This is a genomic window from Dietzia sp. DQ11-71 (genome assembly GCF_014144995.1).
Classification (GTDB): domain Bacteria; phylum Actinomycetota; class Actinomycetes; order Mycobacteriales; family Mycobacteriaceae; genus Dietzia; species Dietzia kunjamensis.
The window spans coordinates 1-1,433 of record NZ_JAALDT010000334.1 but is presented as its reverse complement, the minus strand read 5'-3'; the positions used below and the strand labels follow the sequence as shown (position 1 = coordinate 1,433).

Genomic DNA, 1,433 nt, shown 5'->3' with positions numbered 1-1,433 from the left:
TCTTCTTGCGCTGCAGGATCTCCACGGCACCGTCCGCGTAGGACGGGGCGATGATCACCTCGGTGAAGATCTCGGCGACCTGCTCGGCCATCTCCACCGTGACCTCGCGGTTGGCCGCGATCACGCCACCGAACGCGCTGACGGGGTCGCACTCGTGCGCGGCGCGGTGGGCGGCCGCGATGTCGGCGTCGATCGCGATGCCGCACGGGTTGGCGTGCTTGATGATCGCCACGCACGGCTCGGCGTGATCGAAGGCGGAGCGCCACGCGGCGTCGCCGTCGACGTAGTTGTTGTAGCTCATCTCCTTGCCGTGCACCTGGGTGGCCTGGGCGAGGCCGGGCGCGGCGGCCGCGTCGGTGTAGAGAGCGGCGCTCTGGTGCGGGTTCTCGCCGTAGCGCAGGGTCGCGGCGAGGTCGAGGCTCTGCCCCTGCCAGACCGGGAACTCGCCGGAGCCGCCCGCTGCCCCGTCGCCCGCGCCGTCCGCGGTCTGTGCGGTCATCCACGTGGCCACGGCGACGTCGTAGGCCCCGGTGTGGCGGAACGCGGCGGCGGCCAGGCTGCGGCGCTTCTCGAGGGTGAAGCCACCGGCCGCGACGGCCTCGAGCGCCTCGCCGTATCCGGCGGGGTCGACGAGCACAGCCACCGACGGGTGGTTCTTGGCGGCCGCGCGGACCATCGAGGGCCCACCGATGTCGATCTGCTCGACGCAGGCGTCGTAATCGGCGCCGGAGGCGACGGTGTCGGTGAAGGGATAGAGGTTGACGACGACGAGCTCGAACGGCTGCACACCGAGGTCGGCGATCTGCTCGAGGTGCTCGGGCTTGCGGGTGTCGGCGAGGATGCCGGCGTGAACCCGCGGGTGCAGGGTCTTGACGCGGCCTTCGAGGCATTCCGGAAACCCGGTCAGCGCGTCGACGGGCGTCACGGCGACCCCGGCGTCGGCGATACGCTGCGCGGTCGAGCCGGTGGAGACGATCTCGACCCCGGCGTCGGCGAGCCCCCGGGCGAGCTCGGTGAGCCCGGTCTTGTCGTAGACGCTGATGAGTGCGCGGCGGACGGGCCTGCGGGAATCGGTCACGTTAGGTGCACCTTTCGACCTTCGATGTGGAGTCGGCCACGGGCGGCGGCCGCGAGGACGTCGACGAGCATCTCGCGCTCGACGACTTTGATGCGTTCATGGAGGGTGGCCTCGGTGTCGTCCGGGTGGACGTCGACGGCACGCTGGGCGATCACGGGTCCGGTGTCGACGCCGGCGTCGACCAGGTGGACGGTGCTGCCGGTGACGGTCACCCCGTAGGCGAGCGCGTCGCGCACCGCATGGGCGCCGGGGAACGACGGCAGCAACGCCGGGTGGGTGTTGAGCACGCGACCGTCGAACCGTCCGAGGAACGCGGCGCCGAGGATGCGCATGAAGCCCGCCGAGACCACCCAGT

2 protein-coding genes are annotated in these 1,433 nt (G+C 71.5%); both read right to left on the bottom strand.

What is annotated here, in order from left to right:
* On the bottom strand, positions 1-1,078 hold a 1,078-nt coding region (purH, locus tag G6023_RS12020; protein ID WP_182635670.1), incomplete at its 3' end, for a bifunctional phosphoribosylaminoimidazolecarboxamide formyltransferase/IMP cyclohydrolase.
* Positions 1,075-1,433 (bottom strand): phosphoribosylglycinamide formyltransferase (purN, locus tag G6023_RS12015; protein ID WP_277817531.1); only part of this gene is annotated, 359 nt, incomplete at its 5' end. The genes purN and purH, both read right to left, overlap by 4 nt.